The organism is Alishewanella sp. HL-SH06 (assembly GCF_052656265.1).
Window position 1 is genome coordinate 3,097,803 of the sequence record NZ_CP199752.1, and the last position, 26,038, is coordinate 3,123,840.

Below are 26,038 nucleotides of genomic sequence, written 5' to 3' on the forward strand. Positions count from 1 at the left end.
ATTTTCAGTGGCCCAACCGTTTGATGAAATGGTTACCTCTTTGAACATCTGAAGTCAGCCCGCAGCTTTTCCTGACCGTGCTGGCCGCGTTCAACCAGCCATGTAAACACTGCAAGTGCGGCCTCACTCGACGCCTCGATAGATCCGGTCTCAGTGATTTTTTGATCCAGTTGGCTGACGACTGCCGGCCATTGGGGATCTAAGGGACTGTCGTCGAAGAACGAAAGGCTGCGAGAAAAGCCAGAATTCCCAAGACACTTCGTCAAATGCTTTTTAATAACTTTGCGCCCCAGATTGGCTCCATGCATAACATAAACGAGGCCGAGCCAAGATCCGATCGACGGCACAAGGTCAGGCTTTTCGAAACTGTGAACTTCAAAAACCCGGCCTCCTTCATTGTGAAGAACCTTATTGATTTCCTTCAGATCTTTCAAAGCCCTGTATGCGCGGGGTTTAGGCACTAGCATCGAATCTGCAGGTATCGGCCGGAGTTCTTTCTCCAAGCTTTCCAACGCAGTCCAATTGACATACCACCATCGTAGATGATCTCGATATTGGCAGGGTGACAAATCGTCTCTCAGAATCGAGCCAACCGCATCCAATCTCTCAAGCTCCGAGTGCGCTGCTTTGGTTTTTTGGCGAAGTGCCAGGATTGCATCCATCACAAATACCTTAGATCTGGTTCGAACTGCGGCTTGCCAAAAAAATAACCTTGGAAACACCGGTAGCCGAGTTTCTTGAGAGCAATTAATTCTGCCTCTGTCTCAACGCCTTCTGCCACAACTCTAAGATCCAAAGTCTTTGCGAGACTGAAAACCAGCTTTACAATTGCCTCAGCACCAGCGTCTCTGCCCATTTCCCTCACAAACTGCTGATCTACTTTCACTTCATCGAGAGGTAATCTGCGCAAATAAGCGAGCGATGAATAGCCCGTACCAAAATCGTCAAGGGAGCACTGGATGCCCTCTCTGCGGAGCACCCGAAGCTTTTCAATGGAGCGCTCCAAATCGTGGTGAACGAGTGACTCGGTTACTTCGACCTTCAATTTGTCTGGGGCAATATTCGCTAAGTGAAGTGTATCCAATAGTTGTTCCGCAAAATCGTCTTGCTTGATTTGAAGTGGACTAACGTTGATTCCCAGCGTCAGGTGCGCGGTTTCATGAGATCGACTCCATGCGACCAACATTTTTACCGCCTCACGGATAACCCAATCACCAAGGCGCAGGATCAAGCTGCTCTGCTCTGCCAAAGGTATAAACTCTCCCGGTGACACCGAGCCCAGCTCTGGGTGTTCCCATCTTGCTAATGCTTCAAAACCAAAGAGTTTTTCATCCTTGATAACCGGCTGATAGGCGAGCCGCAATCCGATACCGCCGGCCTGGAGCGCCACTTTAAGATCTTGTTCAAGTTTGAATCGGTGGCGCGTAGCCTCTCGAATAGACTGCTCATAAAACCGGACTCGTCCACCGCCATCGCGCTTTGCCGCATACATGGCCGTGTCGGCATACCCAAGTAGGTTTTTGGCCAAACCCGGCTGAGGAGGAGACTGAGCAATCCCGATGCTGCAGTTTATATGGTAGGTGACCCTTTCCAACTGATATGGCAAAGCGAGCATTTTCCTCATGCTCTCAGCAAATTCCGTTGCCTCCGTTTCCTGAAAATTCTTATGGTCTCCAGTTTTCGTCACGAGAATGAACTCATCGCCGCCAATACGCGCGAGGGTCGAGCCAGGTCCCGTTAAACCGCTCAGGCGCTTACCTACTTCAATCAGTATTGAGTCGCCAGTTTTGTGTCCATGAATATCATTGACAGCTTTAAAACCATCGAGATCGATGAAAAATGCCGTCATCGTGGAGTGAAGGGCGTCCGGTTCACAAATACGCTCCAACGCTATTTCAAAGCCATGCCGGTTCAAGAGCCCGGTCAGGCTGTCGTGTTCCGCGTTGTAGATCGCCTGATTCCGTTCGGCTATTCGGTCACTTATATCTGTCAATGCAAGGACATAACCTTCCAGGTTACTGTCTCGGCTTGCCTTGGCGCTCATTCTGGCTAGAAACGATTGCTGTTGGCTACCCTTACCGTATTCGAATTCAGTCTCACCGGTTCCTGACGCTTCAAGTGACTGAAACAGTTCGATAAGCGCAGTATGCGGAAGCACGCTGGAGAGAGTTTCACCATCAAAAGTCTGTAGCGAACGCCCTAAGAACGATGAACGATTAGAATAAACACGTTTAATCTCTCCTTGCGCATCTAGGTCAATAACAGTTTCGGGGATCGTTTGCAGAATGGCAGCCATGTCGCGCTCCCGACTTTCAATTTCTAGGGCTAAGGTTTCGCGCTCCGTGATCTCCTCCAGCGTGCCAAACCATTGGATACTGCCATCAGTCTGTTCATATGGCATGGCGTAGCCTCGAATAATGCAAACGCTACCATGTACCTCAGTGTTCAGATGAAAAGCGTGCCTCCAAGGCGTAAGATTTCGTGCACTCGACTCAATGCTTTCAATGAGCGCTTCATGTTCAGCTCGGCAGATTTGTTCTTTGATAACCGAAAAATCGTGCGTGTCTGATGGAGAGAGCTTAAATAACTCTGAGAAACCGACACTCGCGAAAGGAATCTCATATTGTCCGTCAGAAGATCGTTGGAAAATGTATACAGCTCCCGGGAGCCTGTTCGTCAGATTCTGAAGCTGCTCATTCTGTGCGGACAACTTATGACGAAGCGCAAGCTCCTCCGTGATATCCCGTTGAACACTGGCAAAATGCGTTGTGTCTCCCTCCTCGTCTTTGACCGGGACGATTTTCAGCTCAACGTGATATGGCGTGCCGTCCTTGGAATAATTCAGGAGAGTGGCACTGACTGGCTGTTCGTTTTTAAGTGCTCTGCTAATGCGCGCAAGCTCCGCCTTGTCCGTGCCCGAGCCCTGTAAAATGGAGGGTGGTTTTCCGATCAACTCGTCGGAAGAATACCCTGAGAGTTTGCAAATAGCCGGATTGGCGTAAACGATCTGTCGCCCTAAGCCCGGGCCTTCGGGCTCGCTTTTTGTAATAAGCGCAAGATCCGGCATCTCCTCGACGGCACTCGCCAGAATACGACGTTGTTCATTGGCCTCTTTTTCGCGATTTTTAAGGACAACCTGGGAGATTGGCACCGAAGCTGAGGCCAGATACTCTTTGATATCCCGTGGCCACGGTTCACATTGATCCGAAACGATTTCTCTCCAAATCTCAAAGGACTCGCGCGCACCCAATACGACTTGCCCGGATTCTGTCTCCTGCAAGCTGAAGGTACCGGGCTTACCCGCCCAATCCCTGGAGCGATGGATAGTGTTGCGCAACAGCAGAATGCCACAACCTTCCAACGCAAAAATCGGAAAAAACACAAAACCTCCGATTCCCTGTTCTGAGGCAGCCTCGGAAATCGGTTCAAAGCTTCCAGCGGAGTGCGAAACAAAGGTTTCCTCCCTATGCTTAAGTGCATGGCTTCGGCAAAATTCAAGCAGCCGGGAGTCAACCAGATCTCCGTAAATGCGTTTGCGCTCTATCAGCGTAGCTTTGTCCGCCTGTAAAAATTCTCGAAGGAACTGCATGAGGCACAACAGGAATTCGTCTATCTTTTCATGACGCCTGCTAAGTTCATCTAAGCCATAAAGGAAACGAAGCTTGTTCTGGGATCGATCCAGGCGTTCCAATAATCCGATCTGGTTCGACATGAATCGAGTGACCATTTCCATCATGAACAAGACACTGTTACGTGTTGAATGAGGAGGAACTCGCGGTCGGCTGTCATGACAAGCGAGCATGCCCCACAGCTCACCATCCACAATGATCGAAAGCGTCAGCGTCGACCTGACATCCATGTTTCTTAAATACACGAGATGAAAGGGCGATGGGCTTCTCAGCACGCTGCGGGACAGATCAATCTTCTCAGAGTATTCACTGGACGGCGTTATTTCAGATGGTTCGGCATCGACATCTGCAATGACCCTCAATAGATTTTTCTTATACAACTCACGTGCATTTCGCGGGATGTCAGACGCAGGAAAGTGCTGCCCAAGAAATCGTTGCTGTAGGTGATCGGCGACCACCTCTTGAACGACCTCGCCGTGCCAGTCTTCGTCGAATTTATAAACCATGGTCCTGTCATAAGCCGTTAATGTCTGGACCGACCGTGCAAAATTCTCGATCAGCTCATCGATGGTCTGGCTTGACTCTATAAGTTTGACAACGCGGAACATTCTATCGAGATCTTCCGTGCTGTCCGCCTGCGATTCGACGATCTCCGGATCGGCAACTGGAATGCACTCAATGAGCCGGAACGTCCTCTGAGTTGGTGGCGTATGACAGACGCACTCTATCGCCGTAAATCCGGAGCCCGTGACATCGGAGAGGCCATGACGCCGGAGTTTTCCAAGGTACTGCTGTGCCTCCGAAGCAAATGTCTCATCTCCTGATTGGTTCACAAGCTTAGCCAAATCAGGAATCACTGACTCAAGGTGGCGACTATCGGACGCGAAATCGAAATCCAGCAAAGACGGAGCGTTGTCAGACCATCGGACCAACTCACCGGTTTCTGCGTCGATGACAAGAAGCGCACCAAAGCTTTGAATAAACTCCGGGTGTGCAAGGTCCTCAGACTCACAATGCTTCAAATCGCTTTTAGAAACTGAAGCGGAACCGCCGTTTCGGTAATCCATAGGTTTGCCTCCGCCTATTTGAACCGGACCACAAGTTCGTGCATTTCGCCGGCAATACGCTCCATTTTCTGAACACTTCCAGTCGCTTGCTCTCCCTGACGTAAGTTTTCTGTGGCTAATGTGGAAATTTGCTCCACTTGTTCATTTATCTGATCCGAAACCTGTGCCTGCTCCTCAACCGCAGCCGCCATTTGGGTTGCCATTTCTGCAATGGTACCGACAGAGTCAGTAATCTGCCCAAGCGTCTGCTCAGCTTCCAACATCTGTTCAAGACCATCATCTGCCGCCTTCTTACCCTTCTCGGCAACCCTCACCGAATCAGATGAACGAGTCAGAAGCCTATCGATAATGCCGTGGATTTCCTTCGTTGAATCCTGTGTTCGTTTTGCAAGGCCTCGGACCTCATCAGCGACAACAGCAAAACCTCTCCCATGTTCTCCCGCCCGAGCCGCTTCAATCGCCGCATTGAGCGCAAGCAGATTGGTCTGTTCCGCAATGTCCTCAATTATTTTGGCCGCGCCCGCGATTTTGCTACTCTCGTCGGCTAATGCGCCCACAGATTCACTGATACCGTGAACGGTCGCTTTAAGGTCTTGTATCGACTCCCGAGTTCGAACCACAACCTGGGTTCCCTGGTCGGCGAAAACCCTCGCCCCTTCGGCTTTTTCTGCGGTTTGCTGAACATTGGCAGAAACCTCGCCAATCGTTTGAGACATTTCATGGACCGCCGCAGCAACCTGTTCAGTCTCAGCCTGCTGCTTGCGCAGTGTTTCCTGACCCTCGTAGCTGACCTCTAGTCCCTGAATTGCTGCGGTTTTAACCCCGTTCGCCGAGTCTTCAATTCGAGTTAGTACGGCATCCAGGTGAGATTGTTGAGCTCTCACAGCAACCTTTAAGCGCCCCAGTGGTAAGTCATCATCTGTGTAGGTTTTTGCCGCCAAGTCATCTGTGAACGTCTGGCCCATCAAGTTTGCAACCGACTTCATTAGCTGGATTTTCGCCAACTGCACCCAGCTGGCGTAAATAATGACTCCAACCGCCAAGCTCAGTTCAGATGCAACTTTATGCCCCATCGAAAACAGAAGGGCTGCCAGTACAAAGGTGGCGATTAAAAATAATGTACTCGGGGCAACACGTTTCCAAATTGGTATGCCCGTCTTTCCGTTACGAATTTTTCTGTATACAGCCTCGGCCCGCTCAACATCTCTGCGATCAGGGCAGGACCTCACAGATTCATAACCGATCACTTCCCCTTCACTGGTAACCGGCGTTATGTAGGCACTTACCCAATAGAAGTCGCCATTCTTGCAACGGTTTTTTACGAGGCCCATCCAGGGCTTACCAGCCTTTAAATGAGACCACATGTTTTCATAAGCCGCAGGCGGCATATCGGGATGCCGCACTATGTTGTGGGGCTGACCGATAAGCTCGTCACGACTGAAACCACTAATCTCGACAAATGCGTCATTGCAATGGCGGATCTTGCCTCTCAGATCGGTCGATGAAATCAATTTTTGTGAGCTAGGAAATTTTTGTTCAGTATTCGTGACGGGAAGGTTTTGTCGCACTGTATTCATCCTTGTCTAAGTGGCCTTTGTGTCTATGTAGTTAGTATCGGCACACTTTTCCACAACGATACCAGACTTTTGTATCTAATTGAAGATTTTTTTGAGTCCTCGGTCTTGCTCCTGTCGAAAACAACCAGGAAGCCCGCAAATGTCATTTTCGGTTCTGGTGGCGGTGTCCCTGGATTCCGGCGCTACATTCGAAAATAAAATGACTAGGACTGAAACAACCTCTTTCTCAAGTGCCGGAATGAAAGAGCCATACGGACTCGGATCTGAATGTTCGCTTTGCGACCGTAGCAGCATAAACAAAAGCGAACATTCGAGCATTGCTCAAATTCACGCCTGTAGCCAATCCATGATCTCCGGCCTTACCAACTCCGGATGTGTCATATGGATACAATGACCCTCGCTCGGGAGAACCCGGAGCCTGCTGTCTGGCATATGCTCATGGATGTACTTTCCGACTCTCTCATTGGCCAGCGCATCAACCTGACTCTGCAAGATGAGCGTCGGATGTTTGGCGCATGGTAAAAGATGACGGTAGTCAGAAAAAAATGTCGCCTTTGCGAACGTTTTGGCAACCAAGGGGTCAGTGGAACAGAAACTGTCTGAAAGCTCACCGGTTAACATCGCGGATCCTTCAGCGCCGACCACCAAAGGCGCCAGATAACTGGCCCAGCCCAGATAGTTCCGATCCATCAGTTCAATCAACTCTTCCAGATCTGCCCACTCGAATCCGCCGTGATAATCCGGTGGAACATTTAGAAAGCAGGGAGAGGGGCAAATCATTATCTGACTCGCGAAGTATTCCGGGTGCTCAAGTGCCGCCAACAAACCAACCGTGCAACTGACCGAGTGACCGACAAAATGAACGTCCGTCAGGTTCAGTGCATGACAAATCTCACTGACATCGCGGGCGTAGCCTTCCAATGTGTTGTATCGTGCCTCGCTGAAGGCCGACAGTTGTGACTGGCCAGAGCCGACGTAATCGAAGAGGATCAGGGTGTAGCGATCCCTGAGACCAGGCGTCAAGTATTGCCACATGTTCTGATCACAACCGAAGCCGTGGGCCAGCATCAGCGGTGTATCACCGGAGCCAATGATTTGAACATTGTTCCTCGCAATAATCTCTTCTCTGGTGAACACGCTGGTTTCACTCCTTAATTTCGGTCGTTGTCAAAGCATCAGTCGCTTTGAATTTTTTTACGAATCCAGTTTCTCGCCAATCACAAACCCACTCAATGAAGCTGGCAGCCGGCATCGGGCGCGCAATGTAATAGCCCTGTCCCCAATCACAGCCAAGCTCCATGAGACTTTGCGCATGCTGATAAGTTTCTATGCCTTCCGCGATGAGGTCACACTCAAACGCCTGTCCAAATCCGATGATGCCCTTAAGAATTGCAAGGTCTCCAGGTTTGGTCAGCATGTCCTTTACAAAACTACGATCAATTTTAAGAGTGTCGACCGATAAGTCCCGCAGATGACCGAGCGTTGAATAGCCTGTGCCAAAGTCGTCCAGTGACACTCTTATGCCCATCATTCTGCAGCTAGAAAGTACAAGGGATACTTTTTCAACGTCTTCGATTGTGCTCGTCTCCAGCACCTCCAGTTCAAACCGATGCTTCGGAATATCTGGAAATGCCGAGAGTACGCGGGTCAACTTCTTGAGGAAGTCTGGGTCCTGCAGGTGATAACCGGAAATGTTGACACTGATATGGATGTCCAAATCCTCTGAAAGCCAGGCCTGAAGCTGCTCAAGGGCGTTGACTATTACCCATTGCCCAAGATCGAGCCCGACATTCGTTTCCGTGATAATCGGCAAGAACGTCGCGGGTCCTTTTAATCCCTCGACCGGATGATTCCAGCGAATCAACGCCTCTGCCCCGAGAACTTTTCCGCTGCGCATATCCACTTTTGGCTGATAATAAAGCTGAAACTCGTTGGCAGCCATGGCCGCTTTGATTGCATGAAGTTCCGTGTGCTTTTCTCTTTGATACTTTTCGTTATCGACGTTGAACAGGCTCATTTGATTCCGGCCAGCCAACTTGGATTGATACATGGCTTGATCCGCCTGCTTAATCAGCTGATCCGGGGTTATGTTTTCGGTTTGTGGGTAAAGCGTTACGCCAACGCTGGCCGACACATGTAATGTCAAAGCGTCAAGTTCAAGTGGCTCACTGATTTGCCGGATCAAACGATTAACCGATTCTTCCGCCATGGCTGCGTTGAAGTGGCCATGAAGCAAAACGACAAACTCATCACCACCAAGCCGTGCAATCAGGTCGTCACTTCGAAGGTTGCCAGCCATGCGCTTGGCAATAAGCTTCAGAACCTTATCTCCCATGTAGTGCCCGTATTGGTCGTTCACCTCTTTGAAGCCGTCAAGATCAATAAATGCCAAAGCGAAAGCCAGTTCGCCCTCCGCAAAAAGTGAGATTTTTTGGGTCAAATGGCGCGTAAGAGCGGAACGATTTGGCAAACCGGTCAGTTGGTCGGTGTCAGACAGGGTGTGAAGCAACGCAACTTTTTGTTGGAGTAGCTTCCTGGCCTCGGTGAGCTCCTCAAACAACTGCTCGGAACGAGCAGCATGCCCAACGCTCCAGAAGATTCGACCGTTGCCGTTTTCTTGCAGCTTGGCGCTAACCACTGCCGGCACAGTGTCGCCATCTGAGTTGATCAAGGTCAGCCGAATTTCTTCACAGCAGCCTTCTCGCACCAGCATTGGCATAAGATAGCTGTCGTACATGATCTGTGAGGCCCGACTTAGAAGTGAAAAGAAATCCTTCCCGACAAGCTCATTGACCGAATAGCCATACTTTCTAGCAAAGTAACTATTGCTATAAATGACTTGCCGGGAAGCATTGGACACCAGGCTGCCAACGGGGAAGTGGTCGAGAGTAATTAAATCAGTGATGCCCATGCCGCTCTAACAGGTTCAGGTAAAACGTAGGAAGCGAATGTGCCTCCGTTCAATACATGTTTAGTGTGGCCCACATTGACAGAAATTTCAATAAGCGAAAGGTAATGATCTGTAACCCTGACCCCGTATTAGGTCCACCCAGAGTTGGAAAAATCCGGCCAAAACCTGAACCCCAACAAAGAGACCGGAAATAACCGTTTCCAGCAAATCGGAAACCAGGCTATCGTCTTCAATTACAAGTACCTTCACAACCAATCCTCTGCGCAGACGAAGCCGGTGCGCTTCAACGGTAATTTATGCTTCGCGCAGAAAGTGCTCCACAGGCATTTTGTAGCTAATTGTTAATATTCCAATACACATCCGTGACCTCTGATCGCCGAGGAGACACCATTCATAACCCTGTTTTTCCTCGTGATTATGACTTGAATCTGACTACCAGCTCGTGAAGCTCGCGCGCGATATCTTCAACGCTCTCCATACTGCGGGCCGAAGCCGCTCCCTTACCATGATTCTGGTCGGCCAGTTGTAGTGGCATAGTGAATCCGGCCACCTGACTTTGAGTGTATGATCACTCACACAGAAAGTCAGGTGCAGACGATGACGAAGAATAGAAGATACAGCCCGGAATTCCGCTTGGAGGCCGCCCAGCTTGTGGTAGACCAGGGTTACACCCTGAAGGCAGCCTGTGAGGCAATGGGTGTCGGTAAATCCACGATGGAGTACTGGGTGCGCCGACTCCGAGCGGAGCGATCTGGCAAGGCTCCACAGAAAGGTGAGGCGCTGACCCCGGAGCAGCGTGAGATTCAGGAACTGAAGCGCAAGCTGCGGCGGGTGGAGGAAGAGAAGGAGATATTAAAAAAGGCACCGCTCTCTTGATGTCGGACTCCCTGAGCAACTCTCGATAATCGAGCGACTTGAAGAGAGCTATGCGGTGCAGCACCTGTGTCAGGTGTTTGGGGTGCATCGCAGTAGCTACCGGGCCTGGCGCAGCCGGGACAGCAGACCCTGCGAAACGGAACAGGAACTGCTGGATCAGATTGTCGAAGCGCACGAGGCCAGTAACGGTTCGGCCGGCGCTCGTAGTATTGCCCAAATAGTTACGCAGGCCGGAATACCGCTGAGCCGTTACCGTGCCAGCAGACGGATGAAGCAGTTGGGATTGGTGAGCACGCAACCGCCAAGTCACGCTTACAAGAAAGCGGATCAGCCGCACCTGGATATCCCGAACCTTCTGGATCGGGAGTTCGATGTGAAGGAGCCCAATCAGGTTTGGACCGAGCGATATTACCTATATCTGGACAGGTGCACGCTGGGCTTATCTGGCGGTGGTCATCGATTTGTTCTCTCGTAAACCGGTAGGCTGGGCAATGTCTTTATCGCCCAATACGGAGCTGGTAAAAAAGGCTTTGACGATTGCCTACGAGTCACGCGGAGAGCCGTCGGAAGTCATGTTTCATTCGGATCAGGGCTGCCAGTACACCAGCCTGGGTTTCCGACAGTTGCTCTGGCGGCACCAGATGAAGCAGAGCCTCAGTCGTCGTGGAAATTGCTGGGATAACGCCCCAACAGAGCGCTTTTTCAGGAGCCTGAAAACAGAGTGGGTGCCGGAAACCGGGTATCCGTGCTTTGCCTCGGCGAAGCAGTCAATAACGGACTACATGATCGGTTATTACAGCTCGCGGCGACCACATAAGCACAACGACGGACTGCCGCCGAATGTGGCTGAGCAGGCCTACTGGAAAGCTCAAAAGACGGTGGCCTAAAACACTTGACCACTACATAGCCCTAACACGCGGTTGTGAGGTCAGACTGCCCCAAAAGCGCTAATCTGTATGTTCGCTTTGCGACCTTAACGGCCGAATTATGCTGGTCATCTACGGCCAGAACCGGCCAAAATATTGTCACATTATCAGAGTGAAAACCTGAAAATGTGTAACTCCGACTCTTTTCAGTCTTTTCAGTCACTTATAAGGTTGTTACATGTAACCACAGGACTAATAAAATGGGCGTACCCGTTTTTCAAATCAAAGCTGAAATGCAGCGCCATGGTATTTTGGCATTCTCGTCCAATTACGCGCTGTACGCAGATTTGAGCAGTCGAGTGATGCGCACTTTGGAAGAGATGGCACCACGAGTAGAGGTTTACTCCATTGACGAAGCGTTTTTGGACTTAACCGGTATTGAGTCTGCCATATCCCTTGTCGAGTTCGGACAACAAGTGCGAGCGCGCATAGGCCACTGGATTGGGATCACCGTCTGTGTAGGCATTGCACCAACTAAAACACTCGCCAAGCTGGCGAACCATGCCGCCAAGAAATATCCCGCCACTCAGGGCGTTGTAGACCTGACCAATCCAGATCGGCAACGTCGATTGCTCGCATTAGTCCCGGTTGATGATGTTTGGGGCGTTGGTAGACGGCTTTCTAAGCGTTTAAATGCGTTGGGTATCACCACAGCCTTAGACCTAGCCAATGCCTCTCCTAGAGCCATCAGAGACCAGTTTTCAGTGGTTTTAGAGAGAACTGTCAGAGAGCTCAATGGTGAGTCGTGCATTGAACTTGAAGAGATCCCACCAACTAAGAAACAAATCGTCTGCAGCCGTTCATTTGGCGAAAAAGTAACGCAATTTGAATTGTTACGTGAGGCCGTATGTGAATACGCAACCCGCGCCACTGAGAAGCTTCGCAAAGAACAGCAGCAAGCCAAAGTGATGACCGTGTTCATACGTACCAGCCCCTTTAAGGACAACGAGCCGCAATACAGCAGCTCTGCATCAGGTGAGTTGCTGATCCCCAGTTGCGATACACGGGATTTTATCGAGCTGGCCAATCACTTACTCAAGCGGATTTGGAAGGATGGTTTTCGTTATGCCAAAGCGGGCGTCATGCTGTCTGACTTTTACGATCCCGGCATGTTTCAACCAGGACTATTCGATGACGTATCGACCCGCTCCAATAGCCAGCAGTTAATGTCTGTATTGGACACCATTAACCAAAGCGGTGCCGGAAAGGTTTTCTTTGCTGGACAAGGTACGAAGAAAGATTGGTCGATGAAGCGAGAGCATTTATCTCCCGCCTATACGACACACTGGGACCAGTTACCACGAGTGAAGTAGCGCAGTTAACTCAATAGGCATTCACTCTGCGACGCAGCATGTTGAGCTTATCAACCTGGCGTCGAATATCACTGAAGAATTCTTCTTTCTCTATGGCCAGCGCTAGCTCCCATTCTTTGGCCAAACCTTGGCAGTCCAAAAATGCGTATCTCAGCTTCGTCTTTGAAATACGCAGCCCCTTGCTAAAGACCACGCGTTTGCCTCGTTGACCGTGAAAACTGTTGATGTACCACTCAATGCCAAAGCCATACTTAAAGTCTCTGATACGGACACCAAGCAGCCCCCAATCTTTAAAGGGCGCATTCTCGCGAACCTTGTAATGGGTGACCCAAAAGTCATCAACTTCAGCTCGTGCCAGTGCTTTTAGCCTGTTCGTTTCTTGCTGAAGTAAATCCGACACATCTGCTTTCCATTGTTCATTGACGATTTCTACCAAACCAATTTCCCCACCCAATTAACCCCAAAAGCCAAAACCACTATCCGTTTGGCTTTTGGATCGAAACGCCAAACGTAAAACTGCCGTCACAATCACTGTTTGGCGTCTCGATATAAATCAACTCGCGCAATCCCATACCTGACAAGGGATACAGCCCGATTTCACTTAAAAACGCCTAAAAAGACGTATCATCATGAAGATACAAACCGTTTGGCGAGTTCAGGCCAGAATGCAAACGACGTTTGGCGTCTCGATTTTTTTGGCTCAGTCATCCGCCGCCAAACAGAGCCTATTCTCATACTTTTGCGAAAATGCAATAGGCAGATAGATGAAAGGATTTGTCACCTTTCTGCCCACCGCCAGTGCACCGAATCCTGATAATGACATTTGAGTGAACCGCCAGAGCACTTGGAAATGCCCAAGCGTGGCCAGTGCGGTTGATTGAAAACCGTTAGAGCACTTTGAGTGCACAGGAGATAAGTATGTTTGTACTAGGCGTAGATATCGGTTACTCAAACCTGAAGCTGGCAATTGGCCAATCAGGCAGTGAACCGAAAACCATTATTCTGCCTGCGGGTGCCGGTCCTGCGGATCGTATGCCAGAGCGTATCGGTGGAGGCGATGATGAAACTTGTTTGTATGTATCTGTCGATAATGAGCGTTGGGCCGCTGGTGTGCCTGCTGGACGCCTTCAAGGCTGGGAACGAGAGCTTCACCCGGAATATCCCACCACAAAAACCTATAAGGCACTTTTTCATGCCGCCTTGTTAATGGCTGAAACAGAATCCATCGATTTGGTTGTCACTGGATTACCGGTTTCCCAGTTTCATGAACCACAACGTAAGTCTGACCTTGTGCAGCGTTTAAAAGGTGTCCATCAAGTGACGCCTAAGCGCAGCATCACCGTTCATGACGTCAAAGTGCTGCCGCAGCCTGCCGGTGCCTATATGGATCTGGTTCAAACAGGTGGAGATTTGGGCTTGATTGAAGAAGGTCGCGTCGTCGTCATAGATCCCGGCTTTTTTTCTGTTGACTGGGTTGCCCTTGAGGCCGGAGAAATTCGCTACAGCTCATCAGGAACCAGTCTTCAGGCAATGTCCGTGCTACTGGAAACCATTGATAAGCTGATTTCGGAAGATCATGGTGCCAAAGTGGGTATGGATCGACTTGAAAAAGCCATGAGAACCGGCGACTTGCAGGTGCTGCTATTTGGAGAAAAAGTCGATATTTCACCTTATCTGAATGCTGCCACGAAAAAGGTAGCGCCTGTTGCTCTTACAGCCATGCGCCAATCCATGCGTGACGAAAGCATCAATGCGGACTTGGTATTGATCGCCGGAGGTGGAGCCATGGCTTATAAGGAAGCGGCCAAGGAGATTTTTTCACGAAGCAAGATAATCGTGCCGGAACAGTCTGTTTTGGCGAACGTCCGAGGCTTCTGGTTTTATGGGGCCTGATTATGAGAGTTGTCGTCAACATTCCCCCAGGGAGCCACCCTGAACTGCTCAAAGAATTGGAAAAGACGCCACCACGGGAACGTGCTGAGCGTCTGCGGATGCTGGCCACCTTTGGGTTAATTCACATGAGCCAACCCAATCTATCCACGACATCTGTACCGGTAGATGGTCTTGCACCAGATGGTGAAGTTACTTCTAAGAGTACAGCGCCAGAACCCAAAGCAGAATCACGTAAACAATCATTAAAATCAAAACTAGGGCTGGGCTTATAACATGGCGTTATCAGTTAGCTGGCTCGATGCCAGGTTAAATAAAGAAGCAAAAGAAACCGTAGTAAAAGCCGACCGTGATGGGCTAAGTGCTCGGGTATCGCCCAAGGGCAAAATTGTTTTTCAGTTTCGTTATCGTTTCGATGGCAAGCAACAGCGGGTAGACATAGGTACTTACCCACTTATGAAGCTTGCTGAAGCCAGGAATGAGCTGGATAGGTTAAGGGTGGTACTCGACCAGGGCAGAAACCCCAAGCTCTACCTACAGCAGGAACGGGCCAAGTATTCTGCCAATCAAAGCTTCGAATCGATTTTTCGAGACTGGATAGACTCTGCCGGTAAGCAAGGGCTAAAAGAGAAAACGTGGCACTACCAAAAACGCAGCAGTGAAATATATTTACTGCCCCGACTTGGTAAGTATCCATTAACTGACATCAATGAATTGTCCTTAAGAAACTGTCTTCGTGAGGTTTCGGAGACGTCCCCTTCAAACACAGAACGCCTAGTTTCTGTGCTGCATAAGTTTTATGACTGGCTGATAGATGAACAAATTTTGGAAATTAACGCTGCCGCTGGGATCACTGCAAAGAAAGTCGGCGGTAAGAAAGGCAAACGAACTCGGGTGCTAAATGACAACGAGATCAGGATACTTTGGCGCTATTTGCATGAGTCAAAAATCACTGAGAAGAATCGCATCTACATAAAACTGCTTCTCTTATTGGGAGGGCGCAAGGGCGAACTCATTCAAGCTGAAAAGCATCACTTTGACTTGCAATCTGCAATGTGGACAGTGCCCATAGAGATCCGCAAACAAGGTGAGAAAATTGGAGCGCCGATCATGCGGCCACTAATCAAACCAGCTATCGAGCTGATTGAACTGGCGATGCAGATGAGCAAATCAACTTACTTGTTTCCCGCGAACGGACAAGAAGAGCTTGCCACAAATGGCTTTGACACCACTATTCCTAACAATGTGAAAATCTGGGCTCGCAGGTCGCTTGGTATTGAGATGGAACACTGGTCTATGCATGATCTTCGCAGAACGATGCGAACGCGAATGTCAGCCATCACCACGCAAGAAGTTGCCGAGTTGATGATTGGCCACAGCAAAAAAGGGTTGGATGCTATCTACAACCAATATCAGTACCTGGATGAAATGCGTCATGCTTACGACGTTTGGTATCAACAGCTAGAGACCATCATCGAGCCGACAGGCTTTCCGTTCAACTGGCGTTTCGGACAATAAAATAAAAGAAAGAGGCTCAGTCCTCTTTCTTCTCATACTCCTCCAAATCTTCAATGTGCCACAGCTTGTTTCGTGTATTTCGGTTGATACGAGGTTGCGGCAAGCTGCCATCTTTTATTCTTCGCCAGAGCGTCGTATAGCTAATGTGGTAACGAGCCATCACTTCGTAAGATGTTAGAAAAGGGGTTACCTTGTGCACTACTGCTGTCATCTGCATTCTCCTGAAAATCAATGTAAAGCTATCATCGCCTGATTCATCACTTGTTGATGGTCAGAAAGATGCATGATTTGTTCAGAAGATCAGCCTTATCACGACTCCAGTATCATTGCGCAGTTTACAAAATTTCCAGTTTACGGCGGAAACCGCCGTAAAATCGTGTGAAGTTAAACCATCTTTATCAATATGCACGCTCTAGCTACTAGGTATTCAGCGTAGCGGTATGCTTCGTAAGTGCCTTTCAATGGCTTCAATCACCGACTTTGTAAGGGGTAAATGCGTTTTTTCTTTCGCCCATACCTCATGGAAGCCTGCTACAGTTTGCTTTGCGGTATCTAACACCAATTTTTCTGGCAACATGGCTTTAGCCGCTAAGTGTGATAGCTCATCCAACGTGAAATCACTGAATTTCTTGCTACGGCTCACCTTAAGCGATGCACTATCATCTGGGATATAGGGAATGGTTGAAACGAAGTCATAAGCAGGTGCAATAGACGCTGTGCGCTTATCTTTGTAGATCACAGACCAATTCTTCAAATGCATATCAGCATTACCAATTAGAGTATTGAACACCAATCGGCGAGTAAATTCAGCAATGTCTTCGTCTTGCCCTTCAATACCGATAACATGAGCAATATTGCGCATACTGGCTTTTTTGTATTTATCTTGAGGATAAACACCAAACACTTGCGCAAAGTCCTCAATGTGAACAGCTTGACCATCTGCACGGTCAAAACGCTTAATCACAAACGCACTGTCACCAAATTTGCCAATGCCATTGGGGATATTAGCAATCCGATTAATGGGGAGTAGCTGCGTTTCTGGCACGTCCATTCCCAACATTCGAGCCAGTTCCATCATCGAATATTCATTTTCTGGCACAGCTTCAAACCGAGACGACGGTAATTTTACAATCCAAGAGCCACCTTGACCGGTTGCTGGGATCGTCAAACCGCCATTTGCCTGCTGCACAGCTGAAAACTTCAACTGCACTCCCGCCAATGAAAAACGCATTGGCTCATCTGTTTTCGTTTCATCTTCTATGTCTTGATGCACACTAGGTGGTAAAGCTTCACCATCCGCAGGCACAACCGTGATTGCGCCTGCCAAATCCTGTCCCAGTACCCACAATAGAAAAAACTCCCGCGCTGGATTAACACCGGCACGCTCTGCCAGGTAATTTCGCATGGTTTCTTCTGGCAAAAGGTTAGAGAAAAACGGGGTTAACTTGGTTTGGGTCGGTTTGAAGCTAGTCAGCAAGCCACCTAGCGAATCTTTAAAGCCAAGCCCTAACACAGGCCGTGATTCGTCATTAATGTACGAATCCATAAAGGCAAAAATCGTTCTGTCATTGCCCACGTTGGTGATCGTTGCAATGGGTTCACCGTAAAGCAAAACGTTGAGCGTAGAGACATGGTTAGTCATCGTCGTCTTCCTCTAACTGATATGCGGGCGACATTGGCTCACCCTCGTCGCTGATGCCGTTAATACCTTGTCCACTTCGAATGATCGACTTGATGGCAGGTACAGATTTTTTAGGCGCAACCAATAGCTCTAGGTCTAGTACACGGGCAAGTGCAATCAAACTGGATATTCTTAAATCAACACTGCCAGACTCGATTTTCGAAATATGGCTTTGAGGCACCCCCGAACGAGCACTTAACTCTCTCTGGCTAAACCCCTTTCGTACCCGAGCTTCTAGAAGACTTTCTAGTATCTGCTCTGTTACATAGCTCATTTTGATACGCCTTAATGCATCAATTAAGAATAATTATATACAAAAACATATCACAGTGACTCAAATAACACAAATTCGATTAGCTATTACATATCAAAAGCCATGAACTGATACATAATTATATATAAGTAGAAGGAGATTTTTGTCATCAACAAAAGAGCGATACTCTCGCTGATAATCGCGAACTGACGCATCAAACTCCCTAAGTACTTTTGTCGCTCAGACCTTATACAGCAAGGGCTACAGAAGAACTCGCGTCAAATCGCCAGAAGATAAGTGCAACAAAGAGGAAGTTTGTACACAGTTACAGGAAATTTTGTACACACAAGTCGAAAAACAAGAGCAAAATGATGGTGTAAACAGCAACTAAATTTGAAGGTAAGTCTGATATCTCAATTAGAAATAACCGTATTGGTTCGCTTCAAGCATCTTCAAAAACAAACACTAGAGCAAAAATTACACCAACAATAGACTCCCTCATTAAATTTTGTAATTTGGCACAGAAGAAAACATTTACCAAAAAAAGAGACTCTTTTTAACGGTAGTACTTTTTACGTCAAACCCAGTAACGACAAGGCCTACAGCCAGGTTTGTGTCATGGAATTTTCGCCAAAGACCTCTAAAACGGAATTTGTACTCAAGTTTGTACACACTTTCCGAGATTACGCTTGAACATCATTGAAAAGCAAAGAAACGAGAAAAAGACAAAAAACCTTTAAAATCAGTAAGTAGAGATGTGATTGTGGTGTGCAATGAAAGGTGATTTTAAGCGTTGAAAGGCTGGGTGGCATCAGGGTGCGATATGATTGCAAAAGTTCTTCTAGAATTGATTTCGTTAAGAAAGTTTTGGTCTGCCATTAATAAAGTCTTTTCATTTTTGCATGGATTTCGACAAATAATTGCAGAGCCCGCAGTAGAGCCCTTCGTTTGCTAGATCCATTATGTTTAACATCATTGGTGGCTATTTTCGCTGATCCTGACGCTTTAAACAATCAATGCTTTTCATCAAGGGGTCTGGTAAGGCTAAACAGGCGCTGCAACCTGCAAAAAAACGAAAACGTTGCCCATGAAAAAAAACAAGCACTCGGCTTTATTGCCACAGCGTTAAACAAACAATATCAGGCATAATCAGGCTTGCAGCTTTGTGAATGGGTGGCTAACTGTTAAGATAAACCATCTGTTATTTTGCGGGTAATAAAGCATTCAGTTATATGCTTCCGTTTTAGCAAAATAGCAACAAAAACCTCTGCTAAAAAGCAGCCGTAGCAATTAACTAAACGCTAAGGGTAAGCACATCAGCAATGCATCTTCGCGGCCCTGCGCGCTAACGTAGTAATTATTGCGGCGGCCTGTTTCGATAAAACCCGCTTGCTGATAAAGATGCAATGCCTGTTGGTTAGTTGCACGAACCTCTAACCAGGCATCTAAAGCATTACGTTCGGTACTCTGTGCTACAAAGTGTGCAAGTAATAATTTACCGAAACCCTGACCTTGCGCCTGCGGCGCAACGGCAATATTAAATAATTGGCTTTCTACCCCCAGAAATTGGCCAATATAAAACCCTTGCAACTGTTCATGTTGAAAAACACCATAATTAAAATATTGCTGATTAAAACAAGAACGAAATACCCCTTCAGTCCAAGGGTATAAATTAGCTGCCAACTCGATGTTGACTAAGGTAGGCAAATCCTCAAGGCTTAGTAGCCGGATCTCAGGCATCGACATACTCAGATAACAATAACCATAGCTGACGCTTTAACATGGGTTGTTTAAGTGCCACGAGTGATGGGGTAATTAATTGCTGCTCTTGGAAATGAATGTCTACAGCGTTGGGGTTTATTTGCCAGTCTGTGATGCCAAACGATGCCAACAGACATTCAATATCTGCTACCAGCACATCCAGCTTGCTAGCCTCAACATTGGTTATAGATTCACTCTGGCGCGCATCAGTAGCTTCAGCTGAGCGCGATTGCGAACAATCTGGATAAAACTCAGATTTAGGTTGCAACGGCACCACAGCAAGCTGCTTTAATAAAGTGAGATGTGTTTGAGAATACATTGTCATAAGAAGAAGTGGCAGGGGCAGAGGGATTCGAACCCCCAACCATCGGTTTTGGAGACCGCTGTTCTACCAATTGGAACTATGCCCCTAGCGTTGGAGTCGCCATTATACAAAGAACCGACTAAAGGTAAAGTAAAAAACATGATGCTCCTACCTGAATGAATAGAAAACATACACTTTTTAGTAAATAAAATAAAGCCCAGAATAAACTGGGCTTTATACGCACTATTTAGCGGTTTTTTGTCGATGTTTTTCAAACCAGTAAATAATGTAGGCAGGTTTCGCCATCATGTTACTTGGCCGTGTATGTAAGGCATGCGATGCCCCAGGGATCCGCACCATTGCCGTTTCTACGCCACGTAACTGTAATGCCTGATAATATTGCTCAGTTTCAGAAATAGGGGTACGGAAATCAGATTCACCAGTTAATAGCATGGTGGGTGTTTCGACTTTGCCAACATGCTGAATAGGTGAGTATTTAAGATAGTGTTCAGGATCTTCCCAAGGTAAAGCAGGAAACCAATACTGGCTGAAGTAACTGTACATATCCGCATTTAACACAAAAGAATACCAGTTAATTACCGGATTCACCGCAACCGCGGCAGCAAAGCGCTTAGTATGAGCAATACTCCATGTGGTTAGTACGCCACCACCACTGCCGCCAGTAACGAATAATTCGCGCTCATCGATAAAACCACGAGCAACCACTTGATCAATACCATCCATGAGATCATTAAAGTCATGGCTTGGATAATTATGATGTATCAAGTTAGCGAAGTCTTCACCATAGCTCGTACTTCCGCGAGGGTTGGTGTAAAGCACGACATAACCCTGCGATGCCAATAATTGCAACTCCATCGTAAAGTAAGGACCATAAGCAGTATGTGGGCCTCCATGGATCTCAAGGATCAAAGGATATTTTTTACTGGCATCAAAAGCCGGCGGATAAATTATCCAGCCTTGCAGCTCACGTTTATCAACAGAAGATTCGTACCAGAACTCTTCAACCTTACCTATTTCGCGTTTAAATAATAAATCACGATTAAATGAAGTTAGCTGCTGTTTTTTATTGCGTTGTAATGTCGCCAACTCAGCAGGATGGGCGGTACTGGCTTGCGTATAAGCCACTAAACCATTGTTGGCAACCGCAAATTGACCACCTGAATAAGGCCGACTATAAGAAGATCCACCTAAATCATCAGCTAATACTTTTACTCGGCCATTTCCAGACAACTCAGCTAATAAACCTTTGCCCTCACTATCGTAAGTAATATACAGATCTTTACTGTTCGCTTGCCATTGGAAGCTTTCAATACCCCGATCTAAGTCTTCTGTTAAATTCTTACTATTGCTGCCATCAATATCCATTACATATAAGCGCATAGCTTGATGAGCTAATTTACGATCATCGTAACCTAAATAAGCAATCTTCTTACCATCAGGAGAAACTTGCGGTTGCGTATCTGGCCCAAAGCGATCGGTTAACGCCGTTAATTGTTTCGTCTTAATATCTAAACGAAATAGTTCGGAATTAGAGACCGCAGTTTGCCAATCTGCATGCCGATTAGCCGATAAATACAAAGCAGAACCATCCGGATGCCAACTTAACGTGCTGCCATGGTTAAACTCTTCATCAGTCAATTGAATAGCACTACCGCCGTCTGCGGCAATTAAATACACCTGCGTAAAACCCGCTGGTAAATAACCGGCACCATCAGCACGGTATTGTTTATTATCAATATAAATAGGCGCTTTAGCCCACTCGGCATTAACTGGCTTACCAGGTAAGGTTACTGGAGGCGCTTTACTGACGGGGGTGAACATGGTAAAAGCCAACCATTGTCCATCTGGCGACCAACTTAGATTAGCAGGTGAATGGTTAACATGGCTTAGTTGAACATTGCGGCCGCTATCTAACCAATACAAATGGATTTGCTGATCAGCTAAATAGGCAAGCTTACTGTTATCAGGTGACCAACGTGGTGAAGAAGCACTCTGAGCAGAATGGGTAAGCGCTTGTAATTGGCCCTTTGCATCCGCTAACCACAACACAGAAAGCCGGCGGTCTGTTTGACGATCCATCCAATTACGCACAAAAACAATGTTTTCGCCTTTACTATCGAGTTGAGGATCAGACACAAACTCAATTTCAAATACATCATCGTACTCAAGTGGAGTGGTAGCTTGCCCCCCCCAACTTACTGAGCAAACAAGTAAAAAACTACAGAACGGTTTAACAAAACGCATAAGCGATTCTCATATTTAAGGAAGTACACTATCCATACTAGAACTCCCTGACCTTGCTGTATTAGCTTTTGCGGTTAATCAACATGGAATAACGACAGAACAAAGCCAAAACAATCTCACTAAATTATCAGGAAATTTATCGGCAAAAATTATTAAGATTCACTGCTTAAAAGCGTTTTGTCAGTGATACTGCACGCGTGATTAGAGCAAACCCAGAGATTGGGCGGTACTGAACACACGTTCAGAAGGAAGGTGTATTAACGCTGAGTTTTGAGTTTTGAGTTTTGAGTTTTGAGTTTTGAGTTTTGAGTTTTGAGTTTTGAGTTTTGAGTTTTGAGCATGATGGTGACGTCCCGTTAAAAATTTGTCTAACGGCGTACTTCGTTACTCGGAACAATTCGAGCTAACTGCTTTAATTGCCTTTTACTATTCTTAAGTACCAAATCGCATGGCGACAAATTCCTCAGGAACGAATTTGGACTGCCGCAGGCAGGTCGCGAAGCGATGCAGGCCAAGGATGGCTTTGCTCAATGCCACCAGCGCCGCGAGGCGCTTCAACACAAAAAGGCTTACCCGTTAGGATAAGCCTTTTGCTTGAATGAGGTGCCTTCATGCCCTTCGCAGAGCTCAGGGCGTTCAGCCGGCGTCAAACCAAACTGTTGGCTTGTCGTCTCCCGGCCTCACTGTACTACTTTGCTCACCCCTTGCCTGGGGTTCGCCGCTGCGCGGCCAGCTAAAGCTGTCCAAAAACGTTCCAGACGTTTTTGTCGCATGGTATCGCCCTGCTCGAGCAGTACACCGCCTCAAGATATTTCAACCAATAAAAAAGCCCCACTCTTGCGAGTAGGGCTTTCTATTGAATGAGGTGCCTGGCGGTGTACTACTCTCGCATGGCGAATGCCACACTACCATCGTCGCAGCTGCGTTTCACTTCTGAGTTCGGAATGGAGTCAGGTGGTTCCACAGCGCTATTGCCACCAGGCAAAAACTTGTAGGGAACACGTTTTAACGCACTTTAGCGCGGCCCGTTAGGGTCAAATCCATGGAAGGATTTGATAAAAACGTGTTCCAATATTCGGCAATCTGATAAGTAAATTCACACTGTATTCTTTTCTTAAAACATCTTGGGCGTTGTATGGTTAAGCCTCTCGGGCAATTAGTATGAGTTAGCTTAACGTGTCACCACGCTTCCACACCTCACCTATCAACGTTGTGGTCTTCAACGACCCTTTAGTAGACTCGAAGTCTAAGGGATGACTCATCTTGTGGCCGGCTTCCCGCTTAGATGCTTTCAGCGGTTATCCGTTCCGAACGTAGCTACCGGGCAATGCCATTGGCATGACAACCCGAACACCAGCGGTTCGTTCACTCCGGTCCTCTCGTACTAGGAGCAACTCCACTCAATCATCCAACGCCCACGGCAGATAGGGACCGAACTGTCTCACGACGTTCTAAACCCAGCTCGCGTACCACTTTAAATGGCGAACAGCCATACCCTTGGGACCGACTTCAGCCCCAGGATGTGATGAGCCGACATCGAGGTGCCAAACACCGCCGTCGATATGAACTCTTGGGCGGTATCAGCCTGTTATCCCCGGAGTACCTTTTATCCGTTGAGCGATGGCCCTTCCATACAGAACCACCGGATCACTATGACCTACTTTCGTACCTGCTCGACGTGTCTGTCTCGCAGTTAAGCTGGCTTCTACCATTACACTAACCGTACGATGTCCGACCGTACTTAGCCAACCTTCGTGCTCCTCCGTTACTCTTTAGGAGGAGACCGCCCCAGTCAAACTACCCACCAGACACTGTCCGCAATCCCGATCCAGGGACCTACGTTAGAACATCAAACATACAAGGGTGGTATTTCAAGGACGGCTCCATCAGAACTAGCGTTCCAACTTCAAAGCCTCCCACCTATCCTACACATGTAGGGTCAATGTTCAGTGCCAAGCTATAGTAAAGGTTCACGGGGTCTTTCCGTCTAGCCGCGGGTATACGGCATCTTCACCGCAATTTCAATTTCACTGAGTCTCGGCTGGAGACAGCCTGGCCATCATTACACCATTCGTGCAGGTCGGAACTTACCCGACAAGGAATTTCGCTACCTTAGGACCGTTATAGTTACGGCCGCCGTTTACCGGGGCTTCGATCAAGAGCTTCGCTTGCGCTAACCCCATCAATTAACCTTCCGGCACCGGGCAGGTGTCACACCCTATACGTCCACTTACGTGTTTGCAGAGTGCTGTGTTTTTAATAAACAGTTGCAGCCAGCTGGTCACTGCGACTCTCCAATGCTTACACCGCAAGGGCTTCACATCAAAGAGCGTACCTTCTCCCGAAGTTACGGTACTATTTTGCCTAGTTCCTTCAGCCGAGTTCTCTCAAGCGCCTTGGTATGCTCTACCTGACCACCTGTGTCGGTTTAGGGTACGGTCACCAATACCTGAAGCTTAGAGGCTTTTCCTGGAAGCATAGCGTTAGCAACTTCATCACCTTAGTGACTCGTCTCGTGTCTCAGTCTTAAGAAACCGGATTTTCCTAGTCTCTCAACCTACACACTTTCACGCGGACTACCAACGCCGCGCTTGCCTAGCTTTCTCCGTCCCCCCATCGCAGTATTGGCCGGTACAGGAATATTAACCTGTTTCCCATCGACTACGCCTTTCAGCCTCGCCTTAGGAGCCGACTCACCCTACCCTGATTAGCATGGGATAGGAACCCTTGGTCTTTCGGCGGGGAAGTTTTTCACTCCCCTTATCGTTACTCATGTCAGCATTCGCACTTCTGATACCTCCAGCATCCTTCTCAAGACACCTTCACAGGCTTACAGAACGCTCCTCTACCACTTACACATAATGCAAGTCCGCAGCTTCGGTGAATGATTTTAGCCCCGTTACATCTTCCGCGCAGGCCGACTCGACTAGTGAGCTATTACGCTTTCTTTAAAGGGTGGCTGCTTCTAAGCCAACCTCCTAGCTGTCTATGCCTTCCCACATCGTTTTCCACTTAATCATTACTTTGGGACCTTAGCTGGCGGTCTGGGTTGTTTCCCTTTTCACGACGGACGTTAGCACCCGCCGTGTGTCTCCCGAGTAGTACTCATTGGTATTCGGAGTTTGCATGGGGTTGGTAAGTCGGGATGACCCCCTAGCCCAAACAGTGCTCTACCCCCAATGGTATTCGCTCGAGGCGCTACCTAAATAGCTTTCGAGGAGAACCAGATATCTCCGAGCTTGATTAGCCTTTCACTCCGATCCACAAGTCATCCCCTAATTTTTCAACATTAGTGGGTTCGGTCCTCCAGTTAGTGTTACCCAACCTTCAACCTGCTCATGGATAGATCGCCCGGTTTCGGGTCTACACCCTGCAACTATTCGCCCAGTTAAGACTCGGTTTCCCTACGGCTCCCCTATTCGGTTAACCTCGCTACAGAATGTAAGTCGCTGACCCATTATACAAAAGGTACGCAGTCACACCACGAAGGTGCTCCCACTGCTTGTACGTACACGGTTTCAGGTTCTATTTCACTCCCCTTACAGGGGTTCTTTTCGCCTTTCCCTCACGGTACTGGTTCACTATCGGTCAGTCAGGAGTATTTAGCCTTGGAGGATGGTCCCCCCATGTTCAAACAGGATACCACGTGTCCCGTCCTACTCGTTTTCACTATAAAAGCATTGTCGTGTACGGGGCTATCACCCTGTATCGCTACCCTTTCCAGAGTATTCCACTAACACCAATATAGCTTAAGGGCTACTCCGCGTTCGCTCGCCGCTACTAACGGAATCTCGGTTGATTTCTTTTCCTCGGGGTACTTAGATGTTTCAGTTCTCCCGGTTTGCCTCGCTACACTATGTATTCATGTAGCGATAGTGAGTAAACTCACTGGGTTTCCCCATTCGGATATCTACGGATATAATGCCTCTTACCGGCTCCCCGTAGCTTTTCGCAGGTTAGTACGTCCTTCATCGCCTCTGACTGCCAAGGCATCCACCGTGTACGCTTAGTCACTTAACCATACAACCCCAAAATGTCTTGAAGTGTACAGTGTGAATAAGGTATAC

The 26,038-nt window shown here is 48.0% G+C and carries 15 protein-coding genes, 1 tRNA gene, 2 rRNA genes and 2 pseudogenes; 5 read left to right on the forward strand and 15 right to left on the reverse strand.

Going from position 1 to position 26,038, the window contains the following annotated elements; all coding sequences use genetic code 11:
- Positions 1-32: 32 nt before the first annotated feature.
- The 5 genes from ACUJFK_RS14400 to ACUJFK_RS14420 all read right to left on the reverse strand — a co-directional run bounded on the left by ACUJFK_RS14400 (position 33) and on the right by ACUJFK_RS14420 (position 9,184).
- A complete protein-coding gene (locus ACUJFK_RS14400) occupies positions 33-662 on the reverse strand; it encodes a biliverdin-producing heme oxygenase (protein WP_445425294.1) in 630 nt (209 codons plus the stop codon).
- The gene (locus tag ACUJFK_RS14405; protein WP_445425295.1) at positions 662-4,696 is read right to left on the reverse strand and encodes an EAL domain-containing protein; all 4,035 of its coding nucleotides are present in this window, start codon (positions 4,694-4,696) and stop codon (positions 662-664) included. The genes ACUJFK_RS14400 and ACUJFK_RS14405 overlap by 1 nt, the downstream gene beginning before the upstream one ends.
- Positions 4,697-4,710: 14 nt before the next feature.
- Positions 4,711-6,264, reverse strand: coding sequence for a methyl-accepting chemotaxis protein (locus ACUJFK_RS14410; RefSeq protein WP_445425296.1), 1,554 nt, complete (start codon positions 6,262-6,264; stop codon positions 4,711-4,713).
- 336 nt (positions 6,265-6,600) lie between these two features.
- A complete protein-coding gene (locus tag ACUJFK_RS14415; protein ID WP_445426792.1) occupies positions 6,601-7,341 on the reverse strand; it encodes an alpha/beta fold hydrolase in 741 nt (246 codons plus the stop codon).
- Between the two features lie 76 nt (positions 7,342-7,417).
- Positions 7,418-9,184 (reverse strand): EAL domain-containing protein, encoded by a 1,767-nt coding sequence (locus tag ACUJFK_RS14420; RefSeq protein ID WP_445425297.1) that lies wholly within the window; start codon positions 9,182-9,184, stop codon positions 7,418-7,420.
- A 597-nt stretch (positions 9,185-9,781) separates the two neighbouring features.
- Here ACUJFK_RS14420 and ACUJFK_RS14425 point away from each other — a divergent pair.
- Together ACUJFK_RS14425 and umuC are read left to right on the forward strand one after the other, a co-directional pair.
- Positions 9,782-10,947 (forward strand): annotated as a pseudogene (locus ACUJFK_RS14425) (IS3 family transposase).
- Positions 10,948-11,168: 221 nt separating this feature from the next.
- Positions 11,169-12,299, forward strand: a pseudogene (gene umuC, locus ACUJFK_RS14430) (translesion error-prone DNA polymerase V subunit UmuC); the annotation flags it as partial.
- Between the two features lie 10 nt (positions 12,300-12,309).
- Here the strand turns inward: umuC and mobI are convergent.
- Positions 12,310-12,735 carry a conjugative transfer protein MobI(A/C) gene (gene mobI / locus ACUJFK_RS14435; protein ID WP_445425298.1) on the reverse strand — a complete coding sequence of 142 codons (426 nt, stop codon included), beginning with the start codon at positions 12,733-12,735 and terminating at the stop codon, positions 12,310-12,312.
- 482 nt (positions 12,736-13,217) lie between these two features.
- On the opposite strand from mobI, the gene ACUJFK_RS14440 reads away from it, so the two are divergent.
- From ACUJFK_RS14440 to ACUJFK_RS14450, 3 genes are read left to right on the forward strand one after another with little or no spacing between them, the layout of a single operon-like run.
- Entirely contained in the window at positions 13,218-14,192 is a 975-nt protein-coding gene (locus tag ACUJFK_RS14440) for a ParM/StbA family protein (protein ID WP_445425299.1), read from the forward strand.
- Between the two features lie 2 nt (positions 14,193-14,194).
- Entirely contained in the window at positions 14,195-14,464 is a 270-nt protein-coding gene (locus tag ACUJFK_RS14445) for a hypothetical protein (protein ID WP_015066535.1), read from the forward strand.
- Position 14,465: 1 nt separating this feature from the next.
- A complete protein-coding gene (locus ACUJFK_RS14450; RefSeq protein ID WP_248348001.1) occupies positions 14,466-15,707 on the forward strand; it encodes a tyrosine-type recombinase/integrase in 1,242 nt (413 codons plus the stop codon).
- 16 nt (positions 15,708-15,723) lie between these two features.
- Here ACUJFK_RS14450 and ACUJFK_RS14455 read toward each other — a convergent pair whose 3' ends face one another.
- The 9 genes from ACUJFK_RS14455 to ACUJFK_RS14495 form a co-directional block, all read right to left on the reverse strand.
- Positions 15,724-15,918, reverse strand: a complete 195-nt coding sequence (locus ACUJFK_RS14455; protein ID WP_005394635.1) for a helix-turn-helix transcriptional regulator — start codon at positions 15,916-15,918, stop codon at positions 15,724-15,726.
- A 216-nt stretch (positions 15,919-16,134) separates the two neighbouring features.
- Positions 16,135-17,349 carry a type II toxin-antitoxin system HipA family toxin gene (locus ACUJFK_RS14460; RefSeq protein ID WP_005394637.1) on the reverse strand — a complete coding sequence of 405 codons (1,215 nt, stop codon included), beginning with the start codon at positions 17,347-17,349 and terminating at the stop codon, positions 16,135-16,137.
- The gene (locus ACUJFK_RS14465) at positions 17,342-17,662 is read right to left on the reverse strand and encodes a helix-turn-helix domain-containing protein (protein ID WP_248348003.1); all 321 of its coding nucleotides are present in this window, start codon (positions 17,660-17,662) and stop codon (positions 17,342-17,344) included. Before ACUJFK_RS14465 ends, ACUJFK_RS14460 begins: the two co-directional genes overlap by 8 nt.
- 1,269 nt (positions 17,663-18,931) lie before the next feature.
- Positions 18,932-19,381 (reverse strand): ribosomal protein S18-alanine N-acetyltransferase, encoded by a 450-nt coding sequence (gene rimI, locus ACUJFK_RS14470; RefSeq protein WP_306178864.1) that lies wholly within the window; start codon positions 19,379-19,381, stop codon positions 18,932-18,934.
- The gene (locus ACUJFK_RS14475; RefSeq protein WP_445425300.1) at positions 19,374-19,727 is read right to left on the reverse strand and encodes a hypothetical protein; all 354 of its coding nucleotides are present in this window, start codon (positions 19,725-19,727) and stop codon (positions 19,374-19,376) included. Before ACUJFK_RS14475 ends, rimI begins: the two co-directional genes overlap by 8 nt.
- Before the next feature lie 9 nt (positions 19,728-19,736).
- A tRNA-Trp gene (locus tag ACUJFK_RS14480) sits at positions 19,737-19,813 on the reverse strand.
- Positions 19,814-19,949: 136 nt separating this feature from the next.
- A complete protein-coding gene (locus ACUJFK_RS14485) occupies positions 19,950-21,971 on the reverse strand; it encodes a prolyl oligopeptidase family serine peptidase (RefSeq protein WP_445425301.1) in 2,022 nt (673 codons plus the stop codon).
- An 867-nt stretch (positions 21,972-22,838) separates the two neighbouring features.
- Positions 22,839-22,953, reverse strand: a 5S ribosomal RNA gene (gene rrf, locus ACUJFK_RS14490).
- Positions 22,954-23,106: 153 nt separating this feature from the next.
- Positions 23,107-25,991 (reverse strand): 23S ribosomal RNA (locus tag ACUJFK_RS14495).
- Positions 25,992-26,038 lie beyond the last annotated feature (47 nt).

Bases quoted from the DNA above. Each gene is read 5' to 3' on its own strand.
- ACUJFK_RS14440 (WP_445425299.1), top strand. From the start codon at position 13,218: ATGTTTGTACTAGGCGTAGATATCGGTTACTCAAACCTGAAGCTGGCA.
- ACUJFK_RS14400 (WP_445425294.1), bottom strand. From the start codon at position 662: ATGGATGCAATCCTGGCACTTCGCCAAAAAACCAAAGCAGCGCACTCG.
- ACUJFK_RS14465 (WP_248348003.1), bottom strand. From the start codon at position 17,662: ATGAGCTATGTAACAGAGCAGATACTAGAAAGTCTTCTAGAAGCTCGG.
- ACUJFK_RS14460 (WP_005394637.1), bottom strand. From the start codon at position 17,349: ATGACTAACCATGTCTCTACGCTCAACGTTTTGCTTTACGGTGAACCC.
- ACUJFK_RS14450 (WP_248348001.1), top strand. From the start codon at position 14,466: ATGGCGTTATCAGTTAGCTGGCTCGATGCCAGGTTAAATAAAGAAGCA.
- ACUJFK_RS14475 (WP_445425300.1), bottom strand. From the start codon at position 19,727: ATGACAATGTATTCTCAAACACATCTCACTTTATTAAAGCAGCTTGCT.
- ACUJFK_RS14420 (WP_445425297.1), bottom strand. From the start codon at position 9,184: ATGGGCATCACTGATTTAATTACTCTCGACCACTTCCCCGTTGGCAGC.
- ACUJFK_RS14405 (WP_445425295.1), bottom strand. From the start codon at position 4,696: ATGGATTACCGAAACGGCGGTTCCGCTTCAGTTTCTAAAAGCGATTTG.
- ACUJFK_RS14455 (WP_005394635.1), bottom strand. From the start codon at position 15,918: ATGACAGCAGTAGTGCACAAGGTAACCCCTTTTCTAACATCTTACGAA.
- ACUJFK_RS14445 (WP_015066535.1), top strand. From the start codon at position 14,195: ATGAGAGTTGTCGTCAACATTCCCCCAGGGAGCCACCCTGAACTGCTC.
- ACUJFK_RS14415 (WP_445426792.1), bottom strand. From the start codon at position 7,341: ATGCTGGCCCACGGCTTCGGTTGTGATCAGAACATGTGGCAATACTTG.
- ACUJFK_RS14485 (WP_445425301.1), bottom strand. From the start codon at position 21,971: ATGCGTTTTGTTAAACCGTTCTGTAGTTTTTTACTTGTTTGCTCAGTA.
- rimI (WP_306178864.1), bottom strand. From the start codon at position 19,381: ATGCCTGAGATCCGGCTACTAAGCCTTGAGGATTTGCCTACCTTAGTC.